Origin of the sequence: Paenibacillus odorifer (genome assembly GCF_000758725.1) — a bacterium.
Classification (GTDB): Bacteria; Bacillota; Bacilli; order Paenibacillales; family Paenibacillaceae; genus Paenibacillus_AQ; species Paenibacillus_AQ odorifer.
In genome coordinates, this window is the sequence record NZ_CP009428.1 from 1,240,908 (window position 1) to 1,265,475 (window position 24,568).

A 24,568-nucleotide genomic window follows, 5' to 3' on the forward strand; every position below is an offset into this window, starting at 1 on the left:
ATGCGCCGGATAACATGGGTACTCGCGATCATTATGAGCGTGGCCCTGGTGATGACGGGGTGCGGGAAGAAGGATGCCGCTTCCGTAGTCAAGGATTTGAACAATGTGGCTGACAAGTTGGAAAGTAAGCAGGGAACGTACCAAGGTTCTGGCACAATGACCCTGTATACCGGGGAACAGCCGCAGGAGTATAAGGTAGAAGTATGGTACAAGAATCCTTCCTACTACCGGATCAGCTTGGCAAATGTTCAGAAGGATATTACGCAGATCGTACTTCGTAATGATGAGGGAGTGTTCGTACTCACACCAAGTATGAATAAGAGCTTCCGTTTCCAAAGCGATTGGCCGGATGATCAAGGTCAGGTCTATCTGTATCAGACGTTGGTTCGTGGCATAGTTTCGGATAATAACCGCCAATTTGTGGAAGATGGAGATAACTATGTGTTCGAGGTAGCCGCGAATTATCAAAGCAATGCCCTTGTGCGGCAAAAGATTTGGCTTGATAAAAAGACTTATGAGCCTAAACAGGTTCAAGTCTCTGATTCTGAGGCGAAGGTAGTTGTAAACGTGAAGTTTGACACCTTCAAATTCGATACGGATTTCACCAAGGATTCCTTTGATATGGAAAAGAACATGGCCTCGGGTAAGTCCGCAGAGAGCACAGTAGCTGAGGTTGATGAGAATGGTAATCCGGTTACAGCTCCTGAGGGCCAAGAACAGGCTGAACAACCAGTGGCAGCAGAGCTTGGAGACTTTGGGATCATTGAACCTGATTATATTCCAGCTGGTGTAGAGTTCAAGGACTCGCATAAATTGGAGGGCAACAAAGACCATGCTGTTCTCATCCGATATGATGGGATTTATCAGTACACTATTATGGAATCCCGTCCACTGGACCGTGCGGTAGCACTGGCGCCTGGAACCCTGAAAGACCTTGGTTTTACGTGGGGAGTTCTGAGTGGGGATGAGCAGCAGACATTGACTTGGATGTCTGAGGGTGTAGAGTACCGAATTACAAGTGCCAATCTTCCTGCTAATGAAATGATGCAAATTGCCGCTTCTATGGAGGCACAATCGGGTAAATAATAAAAAGTAGGCGGATACTGCGTTTTGTGGGATTCTTTCCTCTACAACGTAGTATCCGCTTTTCTTTATTTGCCGGGGCTCCAGCACACATTGACAGCCACCTTCTGTAGCATTACCATTGGTACTAAGACAATGATTAATGCAATGCAGCAATGACGTTTTACTACAACGTAAGAAGGTGACTTGAAGTGCAAGCAAGCTATCGACCGACAGTAGCCGAAATTAATCTGGATGATTTGCGTGCCAATTACGAAGCCTTTCGCCGCTACTTGCCGGCAGAGACAAAGTTTATGGGATGCGTCAAAGGAAATGCGTACGGCCATGGAGCAGTGGAAGTGACACGGGAGCTGGAAAGACTCGGAGCAGATTATGTTAGTGTGGCTTTTTTGGATGAAGCATTGGAGCTGCGTCAGGCGGGAATACTGATTCCTATACTGGTGCTTGGCTACACTTCCCCAGAAGGAATAGCCGTTGCCTGGGAGAACCATGTAACTGTAACACTGTTCACACCGGAGGTACTGGAGGCTATAAGACAGCTTCCTATAGATCCGGAACATCGGCTAAAGGTGCATATCAAGATTGATAGCGGGATGGGACGACTGGGTCTTTTACCAGCTGACGCACCTGCATTTATCTCTGAAGTGCAGTCTGTTGCGCAGGCGGAGCTGGAGGGTATGTTTACCCATTTTGCCAAGGCAGACGAACAAGACAAAAGCTATACACTGGAACAGCATCGACGGTTCATGAGCGTGGCGGAAACGCTGCGGGAGCAGAACATTCAGATCCCGATCATACATACGGGCAATAGCGCTACGGCCATTGATTCACCTTATTTATCCAGCAACATGGTGCGTGTAGGCATCAGCTTGTACGGATTTTATCCCTCCACAGAGGTGAACCGTCAACTGGTAGAACTACGTCCGGTATTGACGCTGAAGACGCAGGTTGTATATGTCAAAAGCCTGCCTGCCGATTGGGGCGTCAGTTACGGCACTAGGTACATCACAGAGAGCGAGGAGATTATTGCAACGCTACCTGTGGGGTACGCAGATGGATATTCCCGCATGCTAACTGGCAAAGCGGAGGTGCTAATACGTGGACGCCGCGTTCCTGTCGTCGGAACAATCTGCATGGATCAGTGTATGGTATCACTCAAATCTTTCGCTGCAGAAGCGGAACAAATTAAAGCAGGCGAAGAAGTTGTTCTCATCGGCCGTCAAGCTGACGTGATGATCACGGCAGACGAGTTGGCTCTCCAGCTTGGAACAATTCACTACGAGGTTATCTGCATGTTGGCTCATCGGGTGCCACGCGTTTATATAAGTGAAGGCACACTTCCTAAATTAGTAAATGCTCTACTCACAAACTGAAAGTTCTTGACAGTGATGTTATACAAGGGAGAAAATAGAAGGAATTGTATCGTATTAGGAGATGTGACTAAAAGCCTATACGAACCACCATTTCTAGTTTATAATGGGATGCAGCATACTTGATATACTGGCGGCATATATTCCTTGTATAAAATTCCTTGTATATTGTAACACTGGAACACAAGGGCAGAAGGTTTGTGGGGGTGGAAGAGAAGGTGGCTAATTTGCAGAACACCAAAAGAATCATGATCAGCTTGCCCGATCATCTCTTGCAGGAAGTGGACGGAATTGTTCAATTGGAGAATTCCAACCGGAGTGAATTGATTAGGCAGGCCATGAAGCTGTACTTGAGCGAACGGAGGAAACGTTCCATCCGGGAGTCCATGCAGCGCGGCTACATGGAAATGGCTAAGATCAACTTGACCATGGCATGCGAGGCTTTCCTCGCGGAGGAAGATGCAGACAGCACTCTTGGCCGCTTAGTAAGCGGGGTGTAGACATTGATCGTTAAACGTGGCGATGTTTTTTTTGCTGATCTTTCGCCGGTTGTAGGTTCTGAACAAGGCGGAGTAAGGCCAGTTCTGGTCATCCAGAACGATATTGGCAATCGCTTTAGCCCGACGGTAATTGTGGCTGCAATCACAGCCCAAATCCAGAAGGCTAAGTTACCTACACATGTGGAAATTGACGCAGCTGCTCATGGCTTTGACAGAGATTCTGTTATTTTGCTGGAACAGGTTAGGACGATTGACAAACAACGCTTAACTGACAAGATCACCCACCTTGATGATGAAACGATGAAAAAGGTGGATGAATCGCTGCAAATCAGCCTTGGTCTGATTGATTTTTAATCACCCTAGGTTATAGATAACTCATGAGATTGGCGCTCGGGTACGAATCCGGGCGTCTTTTAATGTGCGTTTTTGCGTATAGTAAATAAAGAATCGTTAGGTCTTCACTTTTTGAAAATGATCTGATATTATTAGACCGTACGGTCGGTTTAGGAGGTGCTTAGAATCAAAGGACGCTCAGACGGAGAAGAAACTAAAAAAAGAATTGTGCGTAAGGCCACGCAGCTGTTTGTACAGAAGGGTTATGCTGCCGTAACTATGAATGAAGTTTGTGTAGCCTCGAATGTCAGTAAGGGCAGTCTGTATCACCATTTTCCGAGCAAGGATGAGCTTTTTCTATTTGTAGTGGAAGTGGATACGTTAGAGTGGCTGCAAGCGTGGAATGATAAGAAACAGGAAATTGCAGGGATCGAAGAACGATTTTATGCGTTAGCCGAGCACTACGCAAATGATTTTCAGAATCCACTGATTCATGCGCTCGAGGAATTCTCCAGAAGCAGATGCCACCCGGAAGAGATTAGCAAGCGGCTTTCACTTCTTTATGAAGCAGCCTCACATGCTTGTCGTGATCTTTTGAAGGAAGGGATTGAAACAGGATATTTGGTAAAAGGCGACTTGGAGAACTATGTAATTATCGTGAGTGGCATGCTTGAAGGGATTGGAAGAGTTTCTGAATTCTCGATTCATGAGAAGACCCGGGAGGATATAAAAAAATATTACCGGGAAGCAGTAAATTTATTATTACAAGGGATTCGTACGGGGTAAGATAACGAGGGGCATGAAAAGAAGCTTTACATTCAGGATTATGAAGGCTGAAGCTTCTCAAAGGCACCGGAATAGGAAGGGTTATTTTTTTACTATTATTTAGACCGGATGGTCGGTCTTAACATCATAATATTCGAAGATTTGGCTTTAAACACACGGAGGGTTAATACAATGTCATTGTTACTTAGAAACAGAGGCGCTATGCTGCTTGTTATGCTTAATATTTTTCTGGCTTTCACTGGAATCGGGCTTGTAGTCCCAATTATGCCAACCTACATGAATGAGCTTGGGATCAGCGGAAGTACCGTCGGGCTCTTGGTCGCCTCATTCTCGCTTGCCCAATTATTAATATCGCCATTTGCCGGCAGATTATCCGACAGAATCGGTAGAAAAAAGGTGATTGTCGCAGGTCTGATTGTGTTTGCGGTATCGGAGCTGATTTTCGGTCTGGCCAATGTACCTTGGCTCTTGTTCGTTTCGAGATTGCTTGGTGGTGCAGGAGCTGCTCTAATTATGCCGGCAGTTATGGCTTATGTAGCGGACACGACTTCTTTTGAAGAGAGAGCTAAAGGAATGGGACTAATTAATGCAGCCATTACCACCGGCTTTATTATTGGTCCTGGGATTGGCGGTTATCTTGCTGAGCTTGGAATGCGGGTACCCTTTTTCTGTGCGGCTGGTGCAGCTGGAGTTGCAGCTCTAATTACAGTTTTAATCTTGCCCGAGTCTCTGTCTGAAGAGAAACGTAAGGAAGCGAAGTTATCGAAAAATAATCAGGAAAGCTTCTTGACACAGCTGATGCGTTCTTATCGCGAACCCTATTTTTTCGGCTTAATTATTGTATTTGTCATGGCTTTTGGACTGGCTAATTATGAAACGGTGTTCGGATTGTTCGTGGATCATAAATTTGGCTTTACGCCTAAGGATATCGCTTTTGTAATTACCTTTGGTTCTATTGCAGGTGCGGTGGTGCAGGTGTCCGCATTTGGCTGGATCTTGAATAAATTCGGGGAGAACAAGGTGATCTCCACTTGTCTTATAGTCTCATCATTGTTTATTCTGCTGACCTTGTTTGTAAGCGGCTTTTGGGCGATTATTACGGTTACCTTTATTGTGTTCTTTGCAATGGATATTCTGCGTCCAGCAGTAGGTACACAGCTTTCCAAAATGGCCGGAGAATCGCAGCAAGGTTTCGTAGCGGGAATGAACTCAGCTTATACAAGTCTCGGAAATATTGCTGGGCCTATCGTCGCAGGGTATTTGTTTGATCTTAGTATTAACTTCCCATATGGGGCAGCCGCGCTCGTTCTGGCTTTGTGTTTTGTATTGTCACTGAGTTCCGGCAAACGGGGAATGGGGCAGCGGGCGTAATCGCTAAATCCGGGCTCTGACCCGTCCACGATGCCTCGCTATATGCGCACAGCGGTTCAGTACAACGCGCGCTATTCGGGCTGGTCTTTGGTGCAGAGCCGAATCTGTGATACTATTTTAATTATGAGATCAAGATATGTATAAGCAGATTGTGTACGGGAAGAGGGATACTAATGGCGGTAGATAACAGCAATACGGAAGTCATTACGGATGAGGCAAACGCACAGCGGGAGCAGGAATTGATAACCGTAGCGATTGCCAAGGAATTGAACATTAGTGTGAAACAGGTACGCACTACGGTAGGATTGCTGGATGAGGGAAATACCATTCCGTTCATCGCCAGATATCGGAAGGAAATGACAGGTGAGCTGGACGAGAATGCGCTTCGTGATATTGAAGAACGGCTGGGTTATCTTCGCAATCTAGGCGAACGTAAAAAAGACGTTATACGCAATATTGAAGAGCAGGGCAAGCTGACCAAGGAGCTTCATGAGCAAATTATCAATGCGGTCAAGCTTCAGGAAGTAGAGGACTTGTATCGTCCCTTCAAGCAAAAGCGTAAGACGCGGGCTAGTGTTGCGAAGGAAAAAGGACTTGAGCCGCTGGCTAACTGGATCTTGGAGCAGCAAAGACAAGGGGACCCGCAGACTGAAGCATCGAAATATATTGATGTGGAAAAGGGAGTAGAGAGCGCAGACCAAGCGCTGCAAGGCGCACTGGACATCATTGCCGAGAACATAGCAGATGATCCTGCGATCCGCTCTTGGGTTCGCCAGTATACAGCAAGTCAAGGTATTCTTGTGTCTGAAGCAAAGGATGCAGAACAAGAATCCGTATACGAAAATTATTATAGTTACCGTGAACCTGTACACAAAATGCCACCTCACCGCATCCTAGCAATTAACCGTGGTGAGCGTGAAAATATATTAAAGGTAGGCATTGAGGTCGTCACTGATAAAATTCATGCCTATATTGCACGGAAAATTATTAAAGGGCCATCCCCGGTGAAGGAACTGCTGGAAGCAGTGACTGAGGATGCCTACAAACGTTTGATTGCTCCTTCAGTAGAGCGCGAAGTTCGTGGAGAGATGACCGAACGTGGGGAGAACCAGGCGATTTCGATCTTCTCTGGCAATCTACGTAGCCTGCTGCTGCAACCGCCAGTCAAGGGGCGTTGTGTTCTGGGGGTTGACCCTGCATACCGTACTGGATGTAAGCTAGCCGTTGTAGACGATACTGGTAAGCTGCTAGAGGTAGCCGTGACCTATCCGACGCCGCCGAATAACAAGAAGCGCGAAGCTGCTGCTAAGTTCAAAGAGTTGATTGCTAAGTACGGCATTCAGCTCATCGTAATCGGCAATGGCACAGGCTCGCGTGAAACGGAGCAGTTTACGGCAGAAGTGATTGCCGAGATTGGCAATCCAGAGCTGGCGTACCTGATCGTTAATGAAGCGGGAGCGAGTGTCTATTCTGCTTCCAAGCTGGCGCAGGAGGAATTCCCGGATCTGGATGTAGCGGAGCGCAGCGCGGCTTCTATCGCCCGCCGTGTGCAAGACCCGCTGGCGGAGCTGGTGAAGATCGATCCGAAAGCTATAGGTGTGGGACAGTACCAGCATGACGTCTCCCAAAAGCATCTGGAGGAGAGTCTTAAAGCCGTCGTGGAATCGGCGGTTAACCATGTTGGCGTAGATGTCAATACGGCATCTCCTGCCTTGCTCTCTTATGTAGCAGGGGTTAATGGAACGATTGCTAAGAATATCGTTAAATTCCGGGAAGAGAACGGCAAGTTCACGACCCGGAAGCAGCTGCAAAAGGTTCCTCGTCTAGGTGCCAAGTCCTATGAGCAATGTATCGGCTTCTTGCGGATTCCGGGTGGAGACAACACCTTGGACCGCACGCCTATTCACCCCGAGTCCTATCCGGTGGTGGATCGTTTGTTCCGTGAGCTAAGCCTCGATGTGAATAAGCTTGGCAGCAAAGAAGTAGCCTCACAGCTTGAGGTACAAAATGCCGAGGAGCTGGCTGTGAAGCTGGATGTCGGCGTGCCTACGCTGCGCGACATCCTGGAGAGCTTGCAGCGTCCGGGCCGCGATCCGCGCGAGGAGCTGCCGCTGCCGATCTTCCGCACCGATGTGCTGAAGATCGAGGATCTGGTTCCTGGCATGGAAATGCAGGGAACCGTCCGCAACGTTATCGATTTCGGCGCATTCGTCGATATCGGCATCAAAAATGATGGGCTGGTGCATATTTCCCAGCTCAGCGGCAGCTTTGTGAAGCACCCGATGGACGTCGTCTCCGTAGGAGACAATGTCACCGTCTGGGTGATGGGTGTTGACCTGAAGAAGGGCCGGGTCAGCCTGACCATGCGTCCGCCGCGTGTTGAGGCGGGAAGCGTGAAGTAGACAGATAGCAGTGATCCTCAAAGAACGACAACAAGAAGCCAGTCTCCTATTATTGGGGACTGGCTTCTTGTTGATTATTTTCAGCTGCAACCCTTTTTGTCATTATAGTAGTGAAGGACGTGCACTCTTTGGGTAAGTTTAGAGTAACAGTTGAACTAAGCGTTTATTACTAGGAGGAGATAGATGTGGGAAATCCATTGAAAGAATTAAAGAATAGTGTGAATGGCCTAAAGCAATCCCTTGATGGAGTTAAGCAATCGGTAGAGGGATTGAAAGAACCTATAGATGAGAAGAAGGGAAATATTCAGGTCACGTTGGAGCAAGCGAAGGACAGATCTGAGGAATTTAAATCGGAGATCAGTCGTATGAAGGAATGTGTGGAGGAAACTAAGCTGGTTGTTAATGAGGCGAAGGAAACGGTAATGGAGGCGGGCGAGGTGCTATACACTCAGAAACGCTATAAAAAATTGTTGAAGCGAAACCGAAAAATGCAGCCTGCAAAGGCAGGCCGCCGTTTACTATAATCCGCCGGAAGTCCAAACACGAAATCTTTTTAATTATAGGAATGAGAGGGAAGCGCATTTAAAAAAATCTGCAACAGCTCATTTACCGAAGCCTCCATATTGGAACGTTGCTCAGCTGCAAGCCAATCCTCTTGAATGATGATGTAGCTGCAGGAGCTGCTTTTTAAATAGCTGTATATTATTTGTGCTTCGTCAATTTCATGGCGCCCGATCGCTGCCGAGGTCTGATTGGGTTCACTGTGAAAAGTGGTCATAATCGCTGACTTTATTGCCGCTTGCAGGTGGGTGATATCCGGTTGATCATATTGTAGCTTGGTATGGGACAGGATACGGTTGCCCTTGAGCAGAATGAGTTTAAGCGTCTGTTCATTCATGGCCTCAAGAACTGCAATATTCTGATTCTCCTGTGCGAATTCGATGACCTTCTCTTTGTGAATCAGGAAGCTGACAGCTCCAATATAGTCCCTGTATTTGGCGGCGGTTTCGAAGTCATAGTGCTCCGCGACCACTGCCATCCGTTGCTCCATTTCCTCAAGGATACTGGAATCTGAGCCGTTTAGTAAGCCAATGACTCGATCAATAATTTTATTATATTGAACAGCGGCATCTCCGCCTGCACACATCCCTATGCATAGGCCAAGCGAATGGTTTAGGCATAGGGAATTTTTAAAGCTAGGGTTACTGCAAAGGATTCTTGAACTTTCTTTAATGCCTTGCACGGCCCGTTCCACGGTGCTTCTGCTCGTATAGGGACCAAAAACCTGAGTGCCTTCTTTGACCGCAGGATCATAGGTAATCTCTAACGAACGTATTTTTTCATCCGCTCCTATTACGATATAGGTATAAGCCTGCGGATTTTTCATTTTTTTATTGTACATGGGTTTGATCTCTTTAATTAATTTGCATTCCAGCATAAAGGCTTCAAATTCGGTATCCGTAAGGATGATTTCCAGATCTTTAATATTTCTTACAAGCTGTTTAACCTTTGGGGAATGAGATTTTGAGTTTTGAAAATAGGATTGGACTCTCCGTTTTAACTGTTTTGCCTTGCCAACATATATAATATGACCGAGATTATCCTTCATGAGATAAACGCCGGGAGTTAGGGGAAGGCTTTTAAGTTTTTCTGTTAAATGAATAGTAACCCCGCCCTCTCATAAGAGTTGTATGATTGATAGTTTTAGTATAAGCTTGCAACCTTCATTTGTTCAAATCAGTCTAAAGAGTGAAGAATCAAAGCTAAGGAGGGATCTTATGTACTTCGCAAAAAAAATCGGTGGGCTGGCGCTTATAGCAGCTATGTTATGGCTTACAGCCTGCAGTGGAACGCCAGAAGCGGGAACGGAGCCGAAGCAGACGCCTGAGCAGTCACAAGAGCAGGCACCAGTGCAGACGCCAAAGCAGACACCAGAGCACACACAAACTGCACAGCCAGCGGCTACTACACAACCACCACAGGAGACGGAACTACCACAGGAGACGAAGACATCAAGTACGGGGCAGCCGCAGGATCTAGAGGGATTGCCGCCATTAGTTGAGGAAGCGGCGTCTACGGTAATGAACTCCATTAAGAATAAGGATATGAAGCAATTAGCGGCGTGGGTACATCGGGATAAAGGGCTACGCTTCTCTCCTTATGCATACGTGGATACAAAAAATGATCTTGTATTCACCCAGGAGGAAGTAGAAGGATTAATGAATGACTCTACCAAAAGAGTCTGGCGAACATTTGCTGGCTCCGGTGATTTAATCGAGCTTACATTCGCAGATTACTACAAGCGGTTTGTCTACGATGCGGACTTCATTCAGAAGGCCGAAATTGCTGTGAACAAGGGGCTTGGACAAGGGACGACGATCAACAACTTAAACGAAGTGTATCCAAAGGAGCAATATGATTTCGTTGAATATCATATTGCTGGAATCGATCCTTCTGTCGAGGGAATGGATTGGCGCAGCCTGCGTCTAGTTTTTGAGAAGATCGGAGAAGACCATGCATTAGTCGGCATTATTCATGATCAATGGACGCCTTAGCTTACGGACTCAGATGACGCTAATATGGACGCCTTAGCTTACGGACTCAGATGGCGCTATTATGGACGCTGTTTGCCTGCTTCAACTGATTATTCACATCCGTTGGCATACGCTGATCCTTACGGACCTAGATGACGCTATTCGCGTTTTTTTAGCGATTAGAGCACAGTTTCGGACTCCAGTGCAGCTATTCATCAGAAAAAGGCATATCTATGGTGCTTTTTGAGCCAATAGCGACGATGGAGTCCTTTAGTAGTCCAAATGTGCGATTATGCAACGAATAAGGTCAACTGGGTCCGATAGTAGCTGCATTCCTATCCGCTGTAGCCCCATCTGTTGCACACCTAACTGGTGCACACCTAACTGCTGGACACCTAACTGCTGCATACCTAACTGGTGCACACCTAACTGCTGGACACCTAACTGCTGCATACCTAACTGGTGCACACCTAACTGGTGCACACCTAACTGCTGCATACCTAACTGCTGCATACCTAACTGGTGCACACCTAACTGCTGTGCACCTAACTGCTGTGCACCTAACTGCTGTGCACCTAACTGCTGTGCACCTAACTGCTGTGCACCTAACTGCTGCACACCTATCTTCTGCACACCCATCTGCTGCGTTCGCATAACGCAAACATTGGAGCATCGCTGACCTGTATTTTGTTTTTGGCTACCTGCTTCAGCGGATTTTCATATCCGTTGATACACGCTGATCCTTACGGACCCAGATGACGCTATTCGCGTGTTTCTAGCGATTGGAGCACAGTTTCGGACTCCAGTGCAGCTATTCAATAGAAAAAGGAATATTTATGGTGCTTTTGGTGCCAATAGCGACTATGGAGTCCGATAGCATCGTAAAAGTGGCATATTTTTGCGTATAAGGTCATCTGAGTCCGATAGCTGCTGCGTCTGTGTAAATATGATCTAATCGCTCGAAGTTTGATGTTCATCATCGTCAAGTAGCTTCATGCACAAATATGATCTAATCGCTCGAAGTTTGATGTTCATCATTGTCAAGTAGCTTCATGCACACAAATATGATCTAATCGCTCGAAGTTTGATAATCCTCACTGCCAAGTAATCAGCATTTCTGAGCCTGAGTTAGCTTGAGGACCCAGATGACGCTATTCGTATGTTTTTAGCGATTGGAGCACAGTTCGGACCCCAGTGCAGCTATTCGTTAGAAATAGGTTCATATTGAATGCTTTTTGAGACAATAGCGACGATGGAGTCCGATAGCTAACAACAAGTTGGATTATGAGACGATCTATGGGGAATTACCAAAGACGTCCCACCCCTGCTTAAATATGTGTCAGACCCTCGTGGGGCCTCCTCTGTAAAAGTGGGGGCAAAAATTATAATCAGTACAGCTTTTTTTCGGGAAATATGCTTTAAACATGGAGTCTCAAGTGCGCTTCTGGAATTTCCCCCTGCACCGGAAGCCACACCAAAAAAACCGGCAGAGGATTCTGCCGGGTAATACAGGATAGATTAAGAAATTAAATATTAGCAGGTTTAAGCTTTCTCGCTTCTTGCAGATGAAAAGACAAGTATAATCCTAATCCGGCAAGAGCCGTCAACGTCCAGAATGCAATGTGGACCCCTTTGAGCATATCCAATGGAAAGGATAAGGAACTGGCACTCGCAGTAGAAGTCATTATCGTTACAAGCAAGGCGCCTCCTATTGAACCGCTGAGCGAGCGCAGCGTGATTGTCATTGGAGAAGCATGTGCAACCATGGTGTTGGGGATACTTGCCATGGCATAGGCCGTAATTGGAGCCATAACTGCCCCTACTCCAAACATAAGCAGGGCATACATTATAACCAGTAGATTAAAGGACGTCTCAGTTGATAACGTGAGGGAAAGAGCCGCTGCCATGATCAGAATGAGCAGAAATCCTCCCTGGGTTACGCGGCTAACCCCAAACCGGTCATATAGTCTGCCTGAGATCAGACCGGAGACACCAATCAGCAGTGCACCTGGCAACAACATAAGCCCGGACTCCCTTGGTGTTAAGCCTCTTATCGTCTGTGCATACAGAGGAAGAAGGAGTTCAACTCCCATCATCACCGCAAATAAGATCACCCCCACAATAGAAGAACGGGTAAAGGAGCGGTGCCGAAACAGCTTGAAATCGAGCAAAGGTGCCGTGAGCTTGAGCTGTCTTTTAATAAACAGCGCCACGATCAGGAATCCGGCCAGAAGGATGATCCCTGCGACAACAGGATTTCCCTTTTCTTCCCCGACAATGCTAAAACCATATAATATACCAGCGAATCCGAGTGAAGAGTAGATAATGGACCTGGTGTCGAGCTTGGTCTGATGAGTCTCTCCCACGTTCCGCAGCGTGAAATGCGCTAAGAATAAATTGGCGGCTGCGAGCGGAGCCACAGCATAAAACAACAGTCTCCATGAATGATTCTGAACCACGAACCCAGACAGAGTAGGCCCAAGTGCAGGAGCCAACCCCAGAACCAAACCGACTACTCCCATCGCTGCACCGATTTTCTCCTTCGGGAAGACTCTGAGTATCGTCGTCTGAAACAGAGGGAACAGCAGACCCGCACCGATGCCTTGAACCAAACGCCCCGTCAGGACTAGGGGGAAACTCCAGGCGATCCCGGCAATCAGTGTTCCTGCTGTGAACGCTCCGACAGAGGCCATGAACAAGGCCCTCGTAGTAAACTTTCCGATCAAAAATCCAGCAACAGGAACAGTTATACCTATCATCAGGTAGTACACCGTAATCAGCCACTGCGCTTGATTCTCATGAATGGCAAGATCCTGCATGACACGCGGCAACGCCGTATTTAACATCGTTTGCATTAATTGGGCTAGAAAATTGGCAACCACCAGAGAGGCTACAATAATGCTGGGTTTATTAGTCAAGCTGTCTTCACCGCTTTCAGAGGTATTATTCGGATGCAGTGAGCTGCTGCAAGGCATGTATGGATAATATCCCCACCTCTTGTTGCCGTGGTTGTCCATCCTTGAATATGAGTGTGGCCGGTATACTCATCACGTGGTATTTTCCAGTCGTCTCCGGGTTGTCATCCACATTGACCTTCACTACAGTTATTGTAGCATCCGACTCCCGCTCAAACTCTTCCAGCACAGGTGCAAACATCCGGCACGGTCCGCACCAGGGCGCCCAGAAGTTGACTACAGTTATTCCTTTCGGTTGAATGAGTTGTGCAAAAGTAGCATCTTCCGCATGGAGAACTGCCATTATGAATCATCCTTTCAAGATTGATAAAATATATTATAGATCCATTATATCTATAATTAGGATAAATAATAGACTTAGTGTATCCACAATATATCTAAATCAGTATTTTGTCAAACCGATTTTCACTTACTCCTGTGCTTGTACATATAAAACAAAAAGATCCGTTAAGTGCGCTTGAAGCAGTTGATAGATCTATGATTGTAAATGATGCGGTCGAGAGGACTCGAACCTCCACGATATTGCTGCCACACGAACCTGAATCGGGCATGCAATTCGGTCACTAGCGGGTTGTAAAATCCTTGTATAATCAAGGATTTTTGCGGTTTTTCTGTTTTTCTCAAGCACAACAAGGGGATGCCGAGTTCACCCAAAACGCAGTCAATTTTGTAAGTTTGAAAGAACTCAGAGAGAACTCAGAGAGAACTAGACAAGAAACAGCTGTGTTTAAGGTCATCTGAGTCCGATAGCGGCGTTACTTAATCAATTAGAGTTCGGAGTTGGGATAAAGGGGGAAGGAACAACAAACAGCAAACAAGGGATGCTTCAGCAGCCATATGATGGCTTTTGAGGCATCCCTTCTCCGTATCTCAGCCGTCATAAACGGCAGCTGGAAGTCCAAATATACACCGCAGTTGCGTTGGACTCTTAACTCTAAAACCTTCAAGTTGAATTTATATTATTGTGCCGCGCTAGAAGACGAATAAGAAGCAGAGCCAGTTACAGGTTGAGCGACAGCTTTGTATCCATCTGGCAGATAAGTGGCAACAGATGCCTTTGTGATCACCTGCGCGTACATTTTCCCTGGTTCAGGAGCAGTCACGTTAAAGTAAATCACAGCCGTATTGTCTTTACCAAATTCGATTCGCTCAATCACCAGCCCATACCCGGGGTTAGGCAGATTATTAACGGTAAGTGTGGCTTTATTTACGCCTTCACCCGCTTTGGTCAACGTAACCTCTGTTTCGTAGGTGGGAGTAGTGGGACTGCCATTAGATACAATTACACGTTTAGCAAAAGCGGCTGCATCATAGATGAGAGCGGCTGCTTCAGAGCGGGTAATAGCATCATTTGGCCGGAAATTACCGTTCTTATCGAGTGTGGCAATATGTGTATTCAGCAGGATCTGGAGACTATTTATAACCTCCGTAGAGAGTTTATCGCCATCCTTAATGTCTACATACATCAGCGTAACAGGGAAGTTACCTTTACTTTGCAGCGCTTGCGTCAATAAGTGAGCGAACTGAGCACGGGTGATGGTTCCGTTAGGATCCACTGTCCGGTCGAGTGAAAGACCATTTTGCTTGGCAGTCAGGAAAGCCGAAGCATACCAGGCTTTGTCGTTTACTTTATCGAAATAATCACTGGCTTTGGAAGAGTTACTACCTACCGCTGGTTGCGGAGTCAGATTCAGACCCCCAACGATGAATTGTATCCCTTGCGCAAAGCTTACCTTAGATTTAGGGGCAAACTTATCTTTGTCTACTCCGTTTATAATCCCCTCTTTATGCAAAGAGTTGATTTTTGCTTCCGCAGGATCACCTTTCAAATCTGAAAAAGCAAAAGCGGATGCCCCAAAAGACACACTCGCTGCCAAAATGCCGCAGGCTATAGTCATTTTTTTAGCGTTATTTATGAATAATGGTTTTTTCATTTGCGTCACCTCCATACTCTTAGATGGTAGATTAGACCAAAATGTTGCATAGATTTTAAAATATTATAACGATTCGAGTAAAAACTTATCCGCGCAGGAGTGACTCGGCACCATCTACATAAATCTCAGTTCCCGTAACATGAAAAGATTCATCCGATGCGAGAAATAATACCAGATTGGCAACCTGCTCAGGCTTACCCGGTGCATTTTCCAGCGGATGATTACCTTCCGGAAATTCCACAGGAATCTTCACTTCTTGAAGATCATCGCTTTTATACGTATTATCTCCAATTTGTGTATCGATTGATCCAGGACAGATTGCATTTACACGGATGCCGTATTGCGCCAGCTCTAGTGCAGCCATTTTCATAAAAGCAACTTGTCCTGCCTTGGAAGATGAGTAAGCGGAAGCGCCAATGTTCGAGAATACTCGGTTGCCGTTAATGGAGCTGGTGATAATGATGCTGCCGCCATTTTCTTTCATATGGGGGATGGCATATTTTACTGTGGCAAAGGTGCTGCGTAGGTTGGTATCCAGTGTCTGGTCCCAATCTTCGATTTCTAGTGTTTCGATTGGAGACCATGTACCATTAATGCCAGCATTGGCAAAAACAATATCAATCTTCTCGGCCGCCTCCCCAACCTTACGAATACTTTCTTCGACCAGACCTGGATTGGAGACATCGCATTCAATTACTGTTGCTGTACCGCCAATAGATTCAATCTCACGTTTAGTTTCATAGGAATCCTCGGGAGTGCGGTCAAGCATATATACCTTAGCTCCGTGTTGGGCAAACCTTATGGCTGTAGCTTTTCCAATACCGGAACCAGCACCTGTAACCACTGCAACTTTATCCTGCAAACGTTTATCTGTCATGATGAATTTCCTCCTCGGCGTTAGATTTCTTATTAGTAATTACATACCCGGCATAGCTGAATCTAACCAATTGAACTGGAGGGTGGAACAACGTGGGTGGATATATTACTATGGAATATAAGGATGTAAATAATATAAATTCAGATAAATCTAGCTCATGATAGGGGAACTATAGATGATTCAGCAGCAGGGAGCAGAACGGATTAATGTGGGGATATTTGCCCATGTGGACGCCGGGAAGACGACAACAACGGAGCATATTTTGTATGAAAGCGGTCGCATTCGCGCGCTTGGCAGCGTAGACACTGGGACGGCATTGACGGATTCAATGGATGTGGAGCGGCAGCGGGGGATATCCGTACGGGCGGCATTGGCTTCTTTTGCTTGGAAAGGTGTGCAGATTAATCTGGTCGATACCCCGGGGCACGTCGATTTTCTGTCCGAAGTTGAGCGGTCTTTGCGGGTGATGGATTGTGCGGTGCTTATTCTTTCAGCCGTGGAGGGTGTGCAGGCCCAAAGTGAGATGATCTGGAACGCGCTGCGGAAGCTGGGAATCCCCACGCTTATTTTTGTGAACAAAATGGATCGCGTAGGCGCTAACCCTGAAGCTGTGCTGGCAGAAGCGCGAAATTATTTGTCTAGTGATATCATTCCAGTTCAGCAACCCATCGGCAAAGAGAAGGGGTACATAGGAGCAAGAGATTTATGGGAGAACGAAGCTGATGCTAGCGCACGAACAGAATTATTAGAGGCGTTAGCGGAACGGGACGAAGAGCTGTTGGAGAAGTATATGTCAGGTAGCACTATTGATTTGGCTGAATGGAAAAAATATATGAAAACAGCCTCCTCATCAGGCCGCTTTTTTCCGATGGTTTATGGCGTCGCCGCCAAGGGGCTTGGGATTACTGCCTTGCTGGATGCGATGGTTGAGTATTTTCCGCGCGCTGGTGGGAATGTGGAGGGGGCGGTGTCAGGCATCGTATACAATATTCAGCGTGATAAAAGTATGGGACGGATGGCGTTTGTCCGCCTTTATGAAGGGACGATCCGTAACCGCGATACGCTGATGAATTATACGCAGGATATTCAGGGGAAAGTGACCCAGATCCGCAAGGTCGAAGGTGGTCGGACCGAGGATGTCGGAGCGCTTGAAGCCGGAGATATTGCTGTTATCTATGGCCTTTCAGGGGTGCGCATCGGAGATGTGCTCGGCCATCCGGGGGCCATTCCGGAGGAGGCGAAGCTGGCTGTGCCGCTGCTAACGGTGCGTGTATTCTGGGAACCAGATGTGGATGACCATAAGGTTATCGGAGCGCTGCAGGAACTGGCGGATGAAGATCCGCTTTTGGATGCGCAGTGGCTGCAGGATGAGCGGGAGCTGCATATCAAAGTAATGGGACCGATTCAGCTGGAGATTCTGAACAGTGTTCTGGAGGAGCGATATGCGCTGAAGGTTACTTTCGGTCAGCCTTCTGTCATATATAAAGAAACGCCAGCCCGTGCCGGGGAAGGTTTTATCGCTTACACGATGCCGAAACCGTGCTGGGCGATTCTACGCTTTCAGATTGAGCCGGGATCTCCGGGCAGTGGTTTAGTCTACGATTCGGTAGTGCGGAGTTCCGACCTGCTGCCGCAATACCAGAGCGAAACCGCACGCCGAGTACCAGAAGCCTTACAACAGGGTTTGTATGGCTGGGAGGTTACCGATCTTAAAGTGACCTTGATCGAGGGACAACATCATGTGTGGCATACCCATCCGCTGGATTTTGCGGTGGCGACTCCGATGGGAATTATGGACGGACTCGCTCGGGTAGGCACTAAACTCCTAGAGCCGATTCTGCAGGTTCGCATCGTGGTTCCTGAGGAGAATGGCGGACGGGTGATGAACGACCTCGTTCAGATGCGCGGCACGTTCGAGCCTCCCGTGCTGCAAGGCGAGCGGATGATCATCGAAGGACGTCTGCCGCTGGCAACATCGCTCGATTATCCCGTCAGCTTAAGCTCCTACACGAAGGGGCGCAGCACGTTTACTTCTTTTTTTGCCGGCTATGAAGAATGTCCACCAGACGTATCTGCTGAGCGCACCCGCCGGGGCGTGAACCCACTTGATCAGGCGAAATATATATTAAGTGTGCGAAAGGCACTGCAAGGTTAAATTGAGGTAGAAGGACTATTGAGACTAATAGGCAGGGTGAAGACAAAGGAGCGTGTCAGCGATGTTAGTACTAAGATATACTCAGAAATTATTAAAAGATATGAAAGTAGCTCCAGTAGAAGTAGAAGACATATCCTCCTTTTTTAGTTGGCATGTGAATATTATGCAACTCAGAAAAAAACATATTTTATTTGTACATGATGCAAGCCGGTTATGTATATTATTGGATGGAATAAGAAGTGGTCAAGCTGATAAATTGGTTGAAAAGTTCAGAATAGAACTTAAGGAGTATTTATTGCAGGAGGGTTTTAAGAAGCAGCTCATAAATCAGTATTTATTAGAGGCCGGAGAAATCACTATATCCCGTACAAATAATAAAAGTGTACTTGGAACAATGAATGAAATAACACTATACAATTCAGTAGCTCAAAGTGATTTCAGCAGCTTGCTTGAGAGGAATAAGTGGTTGAACACTATTATATATAAACCTATTGATTATAAAGAGCCCATTAATGTCTTTAGAGAATCCTTAAATAGTTACTATTCATAAGCAAGTACTGTCAATCTTGGACTAGCTGAAGCTTTTATCGGAAATCTGAGGGGGAAATAAATTGAAGATTAGAGAAGCAACAGCTAGTGATATAGACGGGATCGCTGTTGTCCACGCTGCGAGTTGGAAAACCACGTACAGAGGGCTAATTTCGGACGAGTTTCTCGATAAAATCACCGTGGAAGCAAGAAGAAAGCTCTGGATTCGGAATTTTGAAAACCCCAATAAAGACGAGGTTATGTATGTGGCCGAAGATGGGGCTGGGACGATTATTGGTTTTGCAAATGGTGGTGCGCGAAGAGGGTCAGATCTCTCTGATCTCTATGATGCGGAGCTATATGCACTCTATTTGCTTAAGGAACAGCAAGGAAAGGGTCTTGGAAGGCAACTCATAAGAAGCGTAGCACAGAATTTATTGGAGAAAAATTATAGCTCGTTCATGACTTGGGTGGTAACAGGAAATCCCGCGATTCATTTCTACCACAAAGTGGGTGGGCAATCTGTTGCGACAAAAGAAGTGAAGCTTGGGAATGAGATTGTTGAAGAGATCATGATCGGGTGGAGGGATATTGGGGTTGTTGGGGATTAAGAGCCAAGGAGAGCGATGTGCAGAAGCTTTTAACTGTATTTTGTACAACTATAATCCCACAAATAACCCGCCAAAGGATATAACTGTATTTCGTACACCTATTTTTGTGATTTATTACTCTATGGGCACATTTTCTAGTTTTTAAGTGTACAGAATACAATTAAAGTCCTGATGATCCCCCTTGGATGCGGAATAAGTGTATGAAATGCAGTTATTTTACGAGTTCATAAAGCTCCGTGCACAAAACTATCTAGAGAAGGCCAGGTTTTTTTCACTAAAAAATAGGATGAGTTAAAGGTTGTGAGAAAGTGAGTGATAAACAAGCACGGCTATTTCGTATGGAGCAACTGAAAAAAAGAGTGAAAATAGAGAACCCACTAGGTTCCCTGTACAGTGAGTGTATCGAAGCTTTAGGTCCCAACACAAGAATATATAGTTTAGAAAAGTCGTCCGAGATTGTAGCTATGATGGAGAGTATAGTTAATTTCACACAGTGGGCGCGGATTGACTGGGAATCTATTGATCAAAAGAAATCCCTTAAGACACCGGAAGAACTGAAAGACATAGAGTCTATTTTATTGCGTGATAACTATTTTATTGTGTGGAATGAGTTCAATCTTCCGGTAGTGGAGACTAATTTAAAAAATATTATAAACAATTTCAATGATGTTATTGCTGTTGGATTTGATACATGGATTGTAAATTTGGATAAAGGAATTATTATTGAAAGTCATCACGAGGGGGATTTAACAGTGGGTTGGATCTCGCCTCCTCCACTACCAGCTTAACCATAGGCTCTAATGGATGCACAGAGAGTAAAAAATGTACGTAATTCACACTGCGCTAATAACCTCAAGTTTATCCTTCATACACATAACAAGCTTATATTAAGTATAAGAGTCTTAATATGATCTATTAGCCTATAGACTTTATTCCCCCTCAGACTCAGCCTTCTTCCGCGCCCGGAAACGCCGCACCTTCATAAGGTTGCCACAGGCTTTGTCATCGCAGTACCGCTTGGAGCGGTTGCGTGTATCATCGTAATAGACCCAGAGGCAATCGGGATTCTCGCAGATACGGAATCTTGTGGGTTCTTTTTCAAGTAATGCCTCGGCAAAAGACGCTGCAATCTCCGCCATTACCTGCTCCCAGCCACTATGGAGTGGCAATAGCTTTATTTCCGCTTGCTCGTCGCTTTTCCACACAATTCGCCGTATAACAGGACCCTTGTCCATATAGACATTGAGCTGTTCCAGTATTTCTCCATACACCGAGTTTCCTTGCACAATGGCCTGTACCCAGTTCCATAGTAGTGAGCGAAGCTTTTTAAGCTGCGCCATTTCTATCGTGTTCGGCATCTGTGTTTCTAATAGAGCATACTCCTTCAGCCATTTAAAAACCCACTCTTCTTCATCGAGTCTGTCCCGGTCTTTATTCTTATCTCCTGTTCGCCAATCCCGCCAGTAGCTGTTAATGAAATCCTCCCACAACACGGTCTGTTCATCCTTTCCGATTCAACGCTCATTACAAATCATTGTAACAGTTAAAAATAAGTTTAGCTAGTTACTTGAATACAATCTGGAAATATGCTACATTTCTTTTGTAACCACTATATTATGGTTTAAGTAGTTACATATTAGTTCGCTTTGAAGTAGTTCTTTTTGAAGCTACACCATGAAGTTTATGCTTACACAAATTTTTAGGAGGTTGAACATGCAAAATAAAATCAGTGAGGTCTTGCTCCAAAATTGGGATTATTGCATGGATATCGAGGATTGGGCTCCGCCGCTTAGCGATGCGCTGGAAGGTGTGGATAGCAAACAGGCTCTTTGGAAGCCAGAGGGTGGGGCGGCCAATTCTATCTGGGAAACGGTTAACCATCTAACTTATTATAAGGTGCGTTTGCTGCGAAAGCTAAAAGGGTTGCCCAAACAACCCGATGCTGAAAGCAACGATGATACCTTTACTGTAACAGCTGAAGGAGAAGAAGCATGGGCGAAAGCCGTTGCAGACCTGAAGGACGTGCATGCTGCTCTTAGAGAAATCATTGAAGCGTTGGAAGAAGGCGCGTATGATTGGGGCGGTTCGGGTCATGCGCCAGGGGAAGAAGTAATGAGCCTTATCCTACACGATTCTTACCATACTGGACAAATTATTATGCTGCGTAAATTGCAGGGTTCTTGGGTGTCCAACCGTAGTTTTAATTAGAACCTCCACATTTAAAAATACAAGCCGTACACTGCTATTCCGGTATACCCGGGTCAGCGGAGGTACGGTTTTTTTTTGTGCAACTCTGGTAGGCACGAGTATATATTCTATATTGTTTTTTTTGGTTGATTTGGATAAATTAAAACGCGATATGGATATGGGCTCAGAAACTAATCACTGATATCATATAATCCAAAGGCTGAATTAACAAAGAACTAGAGCTGCAGATGATTCCTGAAGATTTAAGGGTCATCTTTTTTGATGAGGAATCAAGTTTATCAGGCGGAAGGGAGTGTAAAGATTGACGAGGTTTGGACAGTTAAACACATTGCGTAATCAAATTTTCCTGGGTTTTATGTTTGTCATGGTGATCGTACTAGCCACGGTTGGTTTTTTTATGTACGGGCAAGTTTCGGTTCTATTACGCAATAGTGCGGAGAAGCACATTGAACAGACTGCAGTTCAGGCAACGGGCAAATTGGATGTACTGATCCGGCAGATTAATACGTTGACGGCGCAAGTGGCAACCAACGCCTCCATTCAGCGATTGCTCGCTCAAGAGGCTGAAGGAAAGCCGATCAGCTTCGCCGAACGTCAAACCATCCAGCAGGAAGTACGTAAATATGAGGCGTATGCGACAGGGATTCGTTCCATTGAGCTGTATGCAGGTGATTATCAGAAATTACTTTCGGTTGATGACGCCAGCCTGAACAATCGAGTATCCGAAGAATGGATCAGCCGGGTGGACGAGGGCAAAGGACGTCTCGTATGGTTTGGACTTGACCCGCGGAATTCGGATATCGTCATTGCGATTCGTAATATTAGGCTGATTGATCATTCATTCACGAAAGCTGGCTATATTATGGTTCAAATTGAGAAAAGTTACTTCCAGCTTACGGATGAGGTGGACAGCTCACAGGCGGAAACGCGTGAATTAATGAGATTATTTGATGAAGCGGGACGGCAAATTTCTTCCGATTTTTCCGTAAATGTCAATGCAAATAAGATACTGGATCATGGAGGAGAAAAGGTTGAGGTTGGCGGAGAAGACTACATTGTAATTCAGAAGCAGTCCAAGGCAACAGGTTGGAGGCTAGTAATCCTTACTCCAGTTGACTATACGACAGAGGGGATATCTGTCCTTCGTACAGCGATCATCGTATCCGGTGTTGTTGGCAGTTTATTGTTTCTCATCTTTACTTTTATTTTATCCACGATGATTACACGGCCCATACTGAATTTGATAAAAGTGATGCGCGGTTCACGATTTGGAACCTTGAAACCGATTTCAGTCACTTCTACCACTATGGAGATCAATGAGCTCAATAATACTTACAACCAGATGGTTCACTCTCTGAATGAACTAATTGAAGTCGTCTATCAGAAGGAGATCGTCCAGAGTCGCACAGAATTAAAGGCACTTCAGGCTCAAATCAATCCGCACTTTCTATTTAACACATTAGAAGCATTCTACTGGGCCCTCGATGAAAAAGGTGAGGAGGAATTAGCTCAAATTGTGGTTGATATGTCGGGGCTTTTTCGTTATGTCATCAATCGAACTGATGATGATGAATGGGTGACTATCGGCGATGAGCTCGACCATGCCGAAAGATATTTGAAGATTATGGAGATGCGTATGCTCGACAGGTTATCCTGGCGGATTGAGTCAGATGAAGCTTGCCGAAGTGTCCCGCTACCGAAGCTGTTAATCCAGCCTCTTGTCGAAAATGCGATTCTTCATGGCGTAGAGCAAAGGGTTGGACCGGGGACAGTCATGCTAATTGTCAGACCTTCAAGTCGTCCGGGATATACATTGGTTACGGTAACTGACGATGGTCCAGGGATGGATGCAGCAAAGATATCGTCTATCTATCACACCATGGAGAAGGGGAGCATGAGGTCTTCCAAAGGGACTGGGATTGGTATTGCTAATATAGAGCGGAGACTGAAACTCAGTTACGTAGACAATACGGACGGGCTTGAAATACGAAGTGAAGAAGGTTATGGAACTAGCATCTCTTTTGAAATACCAAATGAACCTGGAGAGGGGAAAAACACGTGAAAACTATACTCATCGTAGATGATGAACCGAGAACAAGAGAAGGGGTTCGTAAAACATTAGAAGCCTGGTCATCCGGTCAATATCGCATCGAAACCGCAGCAAGCGGTGTTGAGGCACTGGCATGGCTGCAAAATAACGAAGTTAATCTACTTATTACCGATGTGCGCATGCCTGAGATTGGAGGGCTAGAATTAGTTGAAAAGCTGAACGAAATGCCTCATCCTCCAGTGGTTATTGTGATCTCCGGCCATCCTGAATTTGACTATGCACAGAAAGCCTTGCAGTTTGGTGTAGTTGAATATTTACTGAAGCCACTCGACAAAACGAAGCTGGTCCGAGCAGTGGAATTAGCATTGAAACGCAAGGATGATATTTATCGAATCGAACGAATGGAGAAGCTGATCGATCCCAAGCTTATGGAAACGGTACAGCAGGAGAAAGTGTATAGCACTCAAGTGCGTGAGGCACTCCAATACTTAGACGAACATCTTCACGAATCGATATCCATGCGTGATATAGCGGATCAATTACACATGAATGCCAGCTATTTCAGCGTCCTTTTCAAAGAGCAGACGGGACTGACTTACAGTGAATATGTAACGAGAAGGAGAGTACAACGAGCCAAAGAACTACTGGTGAGCACCCGGCTGTCCATTGCTGAAATCGCGGAACAAGTAGGCTATCAGACGGCCAAATATTTTGTGAAGGTATTTCGTGCACTCGAAAATGTTAGTCCAGGGCAATACCGGCAGAACGTCATGACCACGGAGGAAAGAATCCAATAATAGTGGTATTAGTCCCAATCCTTATGACCTTACGACATCATGGGATCCAAGCTA

At 45.9% G+C, this 24,568-nt stretch carries 23 protein-coding genes; 17 read left to right on the forward strand and 6 right to left on the reverse strand.

All coding sequences use genetic code 11. The features are described 5' to 3' along the window. The 8 genes from PODO_RS05295 to PODO_RS05330 all read left to right on the forward strand — a co-directional run bounded on the left by PODO_RS05295 (position 1) and on the right by PODO_RS05330 (position 8,369). Positions 1 to 1,086 (forward strand): LolA family protein, encoded by a 1,086-nt coding sequence (locus tag PODO_RS05295; RefSeq protein WP_036686774.1) that lies wholly within the window; start codon positions 1 to 3, stop codon positions 1,084 to 1,086. A 188-nt stretch (positions 1,087 to 1,274) separates the two neighbouring features. Continuing rightward, positions 1,275 to 2,456, forward strand: coding sequence for an alanine racemase (alr, locus tag PODO_RS05300; RefSeq protein ID WP_036686775.1), 1,182 nt, complete (start codon positions 1,275 to 1,277; stop codon positions 2,454 to 2,456). 215 nt (positions 2,457 to 2,671) lie between these two features. After that, a complete protein-coding gene (locus PODO_RS05305; RefSeq protein WP_025698676.1) occupies positions 2,672 to 2,953 on the forward strand; it encodes a CopG family ribbon-helix-helix protein in 282 nt (93 codons plus the stop codon). A gap of 3 nt (positions 2,954 to 2,956) precedes the next feature. Then, positions 2,957 to 3,307 (forward strand): type II toxin-antitoxin system PemK/MazF family toxin, encoded by a 351-nt coding sequence (locus tag PODO_RS05310; protein WP_036686777.1) that lies wholly within the window; start codon positions 2,957 to 2,959, stop codon positions 3,305 to 3,307. A 156-nt stretch (positions 3,308 to 3,463) separates the two neighbouring features. Then, on the forward strand, positions 3,464 to 4,072 hold the full coding sequence (locus tag PODO_RS05315) for a TetR/AcrR family transcriptional regulator (protein ID WP_052096817.1): 609 nt from the start codon (positions 3,464 to 3,466) through the stop codon (positions 4,070 to 4,072). Positions 4,073 to 4,243: 171 nt separating this feature from the next. Further along, on the forward strand, positions 4,244 to 5,443 hold the full coding sequence (locus PODO_RS05320) for an MFS transporter (protein WP_038569046.1): 1,200 nt from the start codon (positions 4,244 to 4,246) through the stop codon (positions 5,441 to 5,443). A gap of 173 nt (positions 5,444 to 5,616) precedes the next feature. Then, the gene (locus tag PODO_RS05325) at positions 5,617 to 7,845 is read left to right on the forward strand and encodes a Tex family protein (protein ID WP_038569048.1); all 2,229 of its coding nucleotides are present in this window, start codon (positions 5,617 to 5,619) and stop codon (positions 7,843 to 7,845) included. Positions 7,846 to 8,030: 185 nt separating this feature from the next. Further along, the gene (locus PODO_RS05330) at positions 8,031 to 8,369 is read left to right on the forward strand and encodes a hypothetical protein (protein WP_038569050.1); all 339 of its coding nucleotides are present in this window, start codon (positions 8,031 to 8,033) and stop codon (positions 8,367 to 8,369) included. Between the two features lie 29 nt (positions 8,370 to 8,398). Here the strand turns inward: PODO_RS05330 and PODO_RS05335 are convergent, their stop codons facing one another. Next, positions 8,399 to 9,454 (reverse strand): GIY-YIG nuclease family protein, encoded by a 1,056-nt coding sequence (locus PODO_RS05335; protein WP_052096819.1) that lies wholly within the window; start codon positions 9,452 to 9,454, stop codon positions 8,399 to 8,401. 169 nt (positions 9,455 to 9,623) lie between these two features. On the opposite strand from PODO_RS05335, the gene PODO_RS05340 reads away from it, so the two are divergent. Both PODO_RS05340 and PODO_RS32280 read left to right on the forward strand, forming a co-directional pair. Continuing rightward, on the forward strand, positions 9,624 to 10,400 hold the full coding sequence (locus tag PODO_RS05340) for a hypothetical protein (protein ID WP_036686786.1): 777 nt from the start codon (positions 9,624 to 9,626) through the stop codon (positions 10,398 to 10,400). Between the two features lie 299 nt (positions 10,401 to 10,699). Continuing rightward, on the forward strand, positions 10,700 to 11,035 hold the full coding sequence (locus PODO_RS32280; protein WP_425311687.1) for a pentapeptide repeat-containing protein: 336 nt from the start codon (positions 10,700 to 10,702) through the stop codon (positions 11,033 to 11,035). 870 nt (positions 11,036 to 11,905) lie between these two features. On the opposite strand, the gene PODO_RS05350 is transcribed toward PODO_RS32280, so the two are convergent. From PODO_RS05350 to PODO_RS05365, 4 genes are all read right to left on the reverse strand, one after another. Beyond that, entirely contained in the window at positions 11,906 to 13,354 is a 1,449-nt protein-coding gene (locus PODO_RS05350; protein ID WP_080742413.1) for an MDR family MFS transporter, read from the reverse strand. Beyond that, the gene (gene trxA / locus PODO_RS05355; protein ID WP_038569055.1) at positions 13,323 to 13,637 is read right to left on the reverse strand and encodes a thioredoxin; all 315 of its coding nucleotides are present in this window, start codon (positions 13,635 to 13,637) and stop codon (positions 13,323 to 13,325) included. The genes PODO_RS05350 and trxA overlap by 32 nt, the downstream gene beginning before the upstream one ends. 676 nt (positions 13,638 to 14,313) lie before the next feature. Beyond that, a complete protein-coding gene (locus PODO_RS05360; protein WP_051491481.1) occupies positions 14,314 to 15,288 on the reverse strand; it encodes an S-layer homology domain-containing protein in 975 nt (324 codons plus the stop codon). Positions 15,289 to 15,373: 85 nt separating this feature from the next. Then, entirely contained in the window at positions 15,374 to 16,165 is a 792-nt protein-coding gene (locus PODO_RS05365) for an SDR family oxidoreductase (protein ID WP_038569057.1), read from the reverse strand. A gap of 175 nt (positions 16,166 to 16,340) precedes the next feature. On the opposite strand from PODO_RS05365, the gene PODO_RS05370 reads away from it, so the two are divergent. From PODO_RS05370 to PODO_RS05385, 4 genes are all read left to right on the forward strand, one after another. Further along, positions 16,341 to 18,320, forward strand: a complete 1,980-nt coding sequence (locus PODO_RS05370) for a GTP-binding protein (RefSeq protein ID WP_038569059.1) — start codon at positions 16,341 to 16,343, stop codon at positions 18,318 to 18,320. A 61-nt stretch (positions 18,321 to 18,381) separates the two neighbouring features. After that, the gene (locus PODO_RS05375; RefSeq protein WP_036686793.1) at positions 18,382 to 18,870 is read left to right on the forward strand and encodes a DUF6933 domain-containing protein; all 489 of its coding nucleotides are present in this window, start codon (positions 18,382 to 18,384) and stop codon (positions 18,868 to 18,870) included. A gap of 61 nt (positions 18,871 to 18,931) precedes the next feature. After that, the gene (locus tag PODO_RS05380; protein WP_038569062.1) at positions 18,932 to 19,459 is read left to right on the forward strand and encodes a GNAT family N-acetyltransferase; all 528 of its coding nucleotides are present in this window, start codon (positions 18,932 to 18,934) and stop codon (positions 19,457 to 19,459) included. A 308-nt stretch (positions 19,460 to 19,767) separates the two neighbouring features. After that, positions 19,768 to 20,247, forward strand: a complete 480-nt coding sequence (locus PODO_RS05385) for a CDI toxin immunity protein (RefSeq protein WP_038569064.1) — start codon at positions 19,768 to 19,770, stop codon at positions 20,245 to 20,247. Between the two features lie 141 nt (positions 20,248 to 20,388). Here PODO_RS05385 and PODO_RS05390 read toward each other — a convergent pair whose 3' ends face one another. Continuing rightward, on the reverse strand, positions 20,389 to 20,952 hold the full coding sequence (locus tag PODO_RS05390) for a CGNR zinc finger domain-containing protein (RefSeq protein WP_038569066.1): 564 nt from the start codon (positions 20,950 to 20,952) through the stop codon (positions 20,389 to 20,391). Between the two features lie 220 nt (positions 20,953 to 21,172). Here PODO_RS05390 and PODO_RS05395 point away from each other — a divergent pair, with 220 nt between their 5' ends. The 3 genes from PODO_RS05395 to PODO_RS05405 all read left to right on the forward strand — a co-directional run bounded on the left by PODO_RS05395 (position 21,173) and on the right by PODO_RS05405 (position 24,514). Then, positions 21,173 to 21,667: a DinB family protein gene (locus tag PODO_RS05395; protein ID WP_036686798.1), complete on the forward strand. Its 495-nt coding sequence runs from the start codon at positions 21,173 to 21,175 to the stop codon at positions 21,665 to 21,667. Positions 21,668 to 21,968: 301 nt separating this feature from the next. After that, positions 21,969 to 23,729, forward strand: coding sequence for a cache domain-containing sensor histidine kinase (locus PODO_RS05400; protein WP_038569068.1), 1,761 nt, complete (start codon positions 21,969 to 21,971; stop codon positions 23,727 to 23,729). Further along, a complete protein-coding gene (locus PODO_RS05405) occupies positions 23,726 to 24,514 on the forward strand; it encodes a response regulator transcription factor (RefSeq protein WP_038569070.1) in 789 nt (262 codons plus the stop codon). Before PODO_RS05400 ends, PODO_RS05405 begins: the two co-directional genes overlap by 4 nt. Positions 24,515 to 24,568 lie beyond the last annotated feature (54 nt).